Consider the following 5,811-nt stretch of genomic DNA (forward strand, 5'->3'; position numbering starts at 1 on the left):
ACCAGCAAAAAAGATTCGCTGTTGTTCAAATGTCCAACCTTCCAACCGGGGGGTATGAAAGGCCGGAACCAATAATAATATTGGCACTGACATTCATCGACACACTATTGAGTTCTCAAAGAACACACGCACAAGCAGAACCACCGGCTCTCGTCCGGATCGTCTGCAGGGCAACTGTTCCAACCTAGCGCAGACAACCCAACCGAAGCAAGTTCGAGGTGGGAAAGCTGACCAGGTGATCCGTCAGGCGCTCGGCGGACTGTGTCCGTGTCGCTCTGACTCGAAATAAGTTACGCAGCCGCGAACACGAAGTCAAATCGCCTGGAAGATCCGGCGTTTCCCCAGGTCAGCATGCCCCTCGTGGTGCGGGTCGCCATCGGCAGACCTCTCACGGCGCGCGCAACCCGCTCTGCAGCCTCGATGGCGACCGGTTGGCAACTGATCGAACGTCCAGCTTTCTTCGGGCCAACAAATGCCTTCTCACCTGGAAATATGTCCTTGCCCACATGGACACCTACCACCGCTCGATATACAGTTCGATATCCATCAGCAATTCTTTGGTTAACCCAGGGGTGGAAGGAGGCCGAGGTGACCGACGATCTCGACTCGGTCGAACGTCGCGCCTGGAGCGCGGTGGTCACCCTGGCGATGCGCGTTCCCAGCGCGCTCGACTCACGATTGCAACGCGAGTTCGGTGTGACCCACTTCGAGTACCGGGTCATGGCGCTGTTGCGCGAGGCGCCGGACCACCGGATGCGGTTGAGCGTGCTCGCCGTTCAGGGGCACGGGTCGATCTCCCGCATCTCCCATGTGGTGTCCAAGCTGGAGCGGGTCGGCTGGGCCAAGCGGGTGGCGGCGACGTCGGGGCGCGGGGTCGACGCGGTACTCACCGAGAGCGGGCTGGCCAAAGTGGTCGAGGCGACGCCGGACTATCTGGTCGCTGTGCGCACGCTGGTGCTGGACGGCCTCGACGCACCGCAGAAGGCCGAGCTGGCCACCCTCGGCGAACGATTGTCCGACCATCTCGTCGACACCCTGCGCGGGGACGAACCGGTCTCCTGAACGGGCGATGCCGCTCCCGGTCGACCGGGAGCGGCATCGTGTCCAGCGGTGTCAGGCCCGGTCGGGGCGCCAGGTGGCGACCGCCCAGATCACCACGATGTCGAGGATGATCACCAGGATCGACCACCACGGGTAGTACGGCAGCCACAGGAAGTTCGCCACGATCGACAGCGCGGCGATCACCATCGCCGACACCCGGCCCCACGTCTGTCCGGCCAGCAGACCGATCGCGACGAGCACGGCGAGCGCGCCGAAGATGATGTGCCACCAACCCCAGGCCGTCAGATCGAACTGATAGGTGTACTCGGGGCCGACGACGATCAGGTCATCGTTGGCGACGGCGGCGATTCCCTGCAGGATCTGCAGGACACCGACCACTGCCAGCAGGATGCCGGCACCGATGGAGGTTCCCGCCGCGATGCCCTCTCGGACGGGATGCTGGTTCTGGTTCGTCGTCATCGCTCGGCCTTTCCCTCACGTCAACAGACGTGCCACCGCGGCACACACCGACGGTAGGAAGCCGACCGGCCGCGCGCCTCACCCGTTGCGGGTGAATTCGCGGACCCGGCGCACCGGGCGCAGCGTCTTGCCGAGGTCGGTACGCAGCGTGAGCAGGGCGTCGAGCAGGTAGTTCTGCCTGACCCGCCACGGATGGCGGTCGCCCTGCCGGGGAAAGGCCGCGATCGAGCGCAGGATGTAGCCCGCGTTCAGGTCGAGGAGCGGGCGCTCGCTGAGCGTGCCCTTCGGATCGGGGACCACCGCCGCGGCCCCCGTGCGGTCGAGGTGGGTGAGGACCTTGCAGACCAGGCGCGAGGTGAGGTCGGCGCGCAGCGTCCAGGAGGCATTGGTGTAGCCCACGCAGATCGCGAAGTTCGGCAGGCCGGTGAGCATCGCGCCCTGCCAGACGAACTGCTCGGCCAGCGGCACCGGGGTGCCGTCGACCGACGGAGCGATACCGCCGAAGGCGAGCAACCGCAGGCCCGTCGCGGTGACGATGATGTCGGCGGGCAGGATCTTGCCCGATTCCAGCCGGATGCCCTCCGGGACGAACGCGTCGATCCGGTCGGTGACCACCGCGGCCTTGCCCTTCTTCATCGCCTTGAAGAAGTCGGCGTCCGGGGCGGCGCACAGGCGCTGATCCCACGGGTCGTAGTCGGGGGTGAAGTGTTCGGCGACCAGCCGTTCGTCCTTGAGGATGCGGGTGGTGAGGCCGGTGAGCAGCTTGCGCGCGGCGGCGGGACGACGGCGGCAGTACTGGTAGAAGCCGATGTTGAACAGGATGTTCTTGGTCCGGATCAGCCGGTGCGCGAGCCCGGCGGGCAGCAGTTCGCGGATCTTGTCGGCCTGCTTGTCGCGGCCGGGAACGGCGCTGATCCAGGTGGGGGTGCGCTGCAGCATGGTGACGTGCTCGGCCTCGTCGGCCAGCGAGGGCACCAGGGTGACCGCGGTCGCGCCGCTGCCGATGACGACGATCCGCTTGTCCCGCACGTCGAGGTCGGCCGGCCAGAACTGCGGGTGCACGAGGGTGCCCGCGAAATCCTCACGGCCGGCGAAATCGGGGTCGTGTGGCTGCTGGTAGTCGTAGTAGCCGGCGCAGGCGTAGAGGAATCCACAGGTCAGGGTGCTCAGCTCGGGGCCGTCGGGGCCCTCGTGGGCGATGGTGAGCTGCCAGCTCGCCCGCGCCGACGACCAGTCGGCGCCGATCACCCGGGAGCCGTACCGGATGTGCTCGTCGATGCCGTTCTCGGTGGCCGTCTCACGGATGTAGTCCAGGATCGATGCGCCGTCGGCGATGGACTTGGCCGCGCGCCAGGGCTTGAACGGGTAGCCGAGGGTGAACATGTCGGAATCGGAGCGGATGCCCGGGTACCGGAAAAGGTCCCAGGTGCCACCGAGATCGGCGCGGGCCTCGAGGATCGCGTAGCTGCGCCCGGGGTGTTCGGTCTGCAGCCGGTAGGCGGCCCCGATCCCGGAAAGTCCGGCCCCGACGATGACGACGTCGAGGTGTTCGGGGGCAACGGCGGAGTCGGTCATGGGGTCCAGTGTGCCGTGTCTCGCTTATTCTCGGTGCCGTGTCGATCTTTCGCCGGGCGGGTTGGCTGCTCGTCGGCGCACTGGTCATCGCGCTGACGGCAGCGATCGCCGGATGGCCGGTGTTCGTCCGGCCGCAACTGGACCCGCTGCGGCCCGCCGAGGTGATCGTGGTCCTCGGTGGTACTCCCTACGATCGCTTCGACCTCGGCATCGAGCTCGCCGAGCGTGGTTTCGCGCCCGAGGTGCTGATCTCGCAGACCACCGGACGCGACGATCCGAACATGGACCGATTCTGCGGCGGGCGCTTCGCCTTTCGCGTCTCGTGCTTCGTGCCCGATCCGGCCCGCACCGACGGGGAGGCGAGGGAGATCGTCCGCCGGGCGACGATCTACGGCTGGCGCCATCTCATCGTCGTCACCGCGACCGCGCAGGTGTCGCGGGCGCGCTACCTCGTCGGCCGGTGCTACGACGGCGAGTTGACGATGGTGGCCAGCGGCGCCGGGGACGGGCTCTCGTTCTGGTCCAGGGTGTATGTGCGCCAATCCGCCGGATATGTCCGGGCTTTCGTGAACCAGCGGTGCGACGAGGTCGTTTAGGCTGGTCGGGTGCAGGACTCGCCGACAGACACCCATCCGCACGAACCCCACGCCGAGGGCCTGGCATCCCGGCTGAACTGGCTGCGCGCCGGGGTGCTCGGCGCCAACGACGGCATCGTGTCCACCGCCGGGCTGGTGGTCGGGGTCGCGGCGACGACGAACGACAGCACGACGATTCTCGCCGCCGGCGTGGCCGGACTCGTCGCGGGCGCGATCTCGATGGCGGCAGGCGAGTACGTGTCGGTGAGCACCCAGCGCGATTCGGAGAAGGCGCTGCTGGCCAAGGAACGGCGTGAGCTGGCCGAATTCCCGGACTACGAACTGGCCGAGCTGACCGAGATCTACGAGGCCAAGGGTCTGAGCCCGGCGACCGCGCGGCAGGTGGCGAAGGAACTGACCGCCCACGACGCCTTCACCGCGCACGCCGAAGCCGAACTCAAGCTGAACCCGGACGAGCTCACGAACCCGTGGGCGGCGGCGGGTTCGTCGGCGATCGCGTTCACCTGCGGCGCGCTGCTGCCGCTGCTGGCGATCGTGCTGCCGCCCGCACAGTGGCGGGTTCCGGTGACCTTCGTGGCGGTGCTCGTCGCGCTCGCGCTCACCGGGTCACTGAGCGCGCGACTCGGCGGCAGCAGGCGGGGCAGGGCCGTGCTGCGGGTCGTGGTCGGCGGCGCGCTCGCGATGGCGGTCACCTATGCGATCGGCACTCTCACCGACACCCTCGGCGGCTGAGCGATCAGCGGTTCGGGCCCAGATCGAGCCGCCGGGTGACCCGGTCGACCACATCGGGCGGCATCCCCGGTTCGCGGCGTGCGGCCAGTGCCTCGCGGCGGCCCGCCTCGACGACGGCTTCCCTGGCGGCGCGCATCCGTGCCGCGAACTTGCGCTCGTTCTCCATGGTGGCCTTGGCGTCGGCGTCGGCCGCTTCGGGGTCGGCCTTGGCGGAGATCTGGCGCAGTCGATCGCGCAGGTCGTCGTAGACGTCAGGCGGCAGGTCCTCGTTGTCGGCGATGCGCTGGAGCTCGGCGAGTTCGGCGCGCCGCACCCGGATCCACAGCTCCTTCTCGAGCGCGCGTTCCCGTTTGGTGTCGGCGTGCACACCGGTGATCCGGACGACCAGCGGAAGGGTGGGACCCTGCACGAGCAGGGTGAACAGCACGACGGCGAAAGCGACGAACAGGATCTGCGAGCGGGCGGGGAAATCGGCGCCGGAATCGATGGTGAACGGCACGGCCAGGGCCAGCGCCACCGTGGCGACGCCGCGCATCCCCGCCCACCAGGTGACGATCACCTCGCGCCAGGTGAACGGCTCGTCGGTGAGGCGGCCCAGCTTCCTGCTGATCACCCACGTCACCAGCAGCCAGGCCAGCCGCAGCAGCACCACGACCGCGAGGACGGCGACGGTGACCCCGGCCAGCCCCGGCCAGTCGTCGCCGGTGGTCTCGATGACCACGCGCAGTTCCAGGCCGATCAGGGCGAACGCGAATCCGGTGATCAGCATCTCGGCGATGTCCCAGAAGGCGTCGGCGACCAGCCGGTATTCGCGATCCCCTATCTCGGTGACGGCGTCGGTGAGATACAGCGCGCACACCAGCACCGCGAGCACGGCCGAGCCCTCCCAGTGCTCGGCGACGCCGTAGGCGATGAACGGCAGCAGCAGGCTCAGCGCGACCTGGCAGGTGGCGTTGTCGAGGTACCGGGTGAGGCGGCTGCCCAGCCACCCGAGGGCGAGGCCGACGACGAGCCCGACCACCGCGGCGAGAACGAAATCCCCGAGCGCGTGCCACGGGGAGAACAGGCCGGTCACCACGGCCTGGATGCCGACGGTGTAGATGACGATCGCGGTGACGTCGTTGAACAGGCCCTCGCCGCCGAGGGTGACGATCAGTCGCCGCGGCAGGCCGAGGCGGCTGGCCATCGAGGTCGCCGCGCCCGGGGAGGGGCGCGGCGCACGCGCGGCCGGCCCCCCCGCCCCCCCCCCCCCGCGAATCCGGGCCCGGGGGCGGGGGCGCCCGGTGCGAGGACCACCTGGTGGCCTTCGCCGTCGAGCACCAGCGCGTCGGGGCGGGCCCACGCCTCGCCGGTACCGCTGTCGCGCGCCGGGTAGACGGTGCGCAGC

Annotated in this window: 7 protein-coding genes; 3 read left to right on the forward strand and 4 right to left on the reverse strand. The window is 68.8% G+C overall.

The features are described from left to right. Positions 1 to 588 precede the first annotated feature (588 nt). Positions 589 to 1,062, forward strand: a complete 474-nt coding sequence (locus QH270_RS12150) for a MarR family winged helix-turn-helix transcriptional regulator (RefSeq protein WP_280341010.1) — start codon at positions 589 to 591, stop codon at positions 1,060 to 1,062. A gap of 51 nt (positions 1,063 to 1,113) precedes the next feature. Here the strand turns inward: QH270_RS12150 and QH270_RS12155 are convergent, their stop codons facing one another. Both QH270_RS12155 and QH270_RS12160 read right to left on the reverse strand, forming a co-directional pair. Continuing rightward, positions 1,114 to 1,521 (reverse strand): DUF7144 family membrane protein, encoded by a 408-nt coding sequence (locus QH270_RS12155; RefSeq protein WP_280341013.1) that lies wholly within the window; start codon positions 1,519 to 1,521, stop codon positions 1,114 to 1,116. A 78-nt stretch (positions 1,522 to 1,599) separates the two neighbouring features. Beyond that, complete coding sequence (locus QH270_RS12160; RefSeq protein WP_280341016.1) at positions 1,600 to 3,096, reverse strand: flavin-containing monooxygenase; 1,497 nt, start codon at positions 3,094 to 3,096, stop codon at positions 1,600 to 1,602. A 38-nt stretch (positions 3,097 to 3,134) separates the two neighbouring features. On the opposite strand from QH270_RS12160, the gene QH270_RS12165 reads away from it, so the two are divergent. After that, positions 3,135 to 3,692: a YdcF family protein gene (locus tag QH270_RS12165; protein WP_432420346.1), complete on the forward strand. Its 558-nt coding sequence runs from the start codon at positions 3,135 to 3,137 to the stop codon at positions 3,690 to 3,692. Positions 3,693 to 3,701: 9 nt separating this feature from the next. After that, positions 3,702 to 4,424 (forward strand): VIT1/CCC1 transporter family protein, encoded by a 723-nt coding sequence (locus tag QH270_RS12170; RefSeq protein ID WP_280341019.1) that lies wholly within the window; start codon positions 3,702 to 3,704, stop codon positions 4,422 to 4,424. A 4-nt stretch (positions 4,425 to 4,428) separates the two neighbouring features. Here the strand turns inward: QH270_RS12170 and QH270_RS12175 are convergent, their stop codons facing one another. Beyond that, positions 4,429 to 5,610 (reverse strand): cation:proton antiporter, encoded by a 1,182-nt coding sequence (locus QH270_RS12175; RefSeq protein WP_280341022.1) that lies wholly within the window; start codon positions 5,608 to 5,610, stop codon positions 4,429 to 4,431. Next, a partial coding sequence (locus QH270_RS12180) for a hypothetical protein (protein WP_280341025.1) occupies positions 5,577 to 5,811 on the reverse strand: 235 nt, incomplete at its 5' end. The genes QH270_RS12175 and QH270_RS12180, both read right to left, overlap by 34 nt.

The organism is Nocardia neocaledoniensis (genome assembly GCF_029868625.1).
GTDB classification, from domain to species: Bacteria; Actinomycetota; Actinomycetes; order Mycobacteriales; family Mycobacteriaceae; genus Nocardia; species Nocardia neocaledoniensis_A.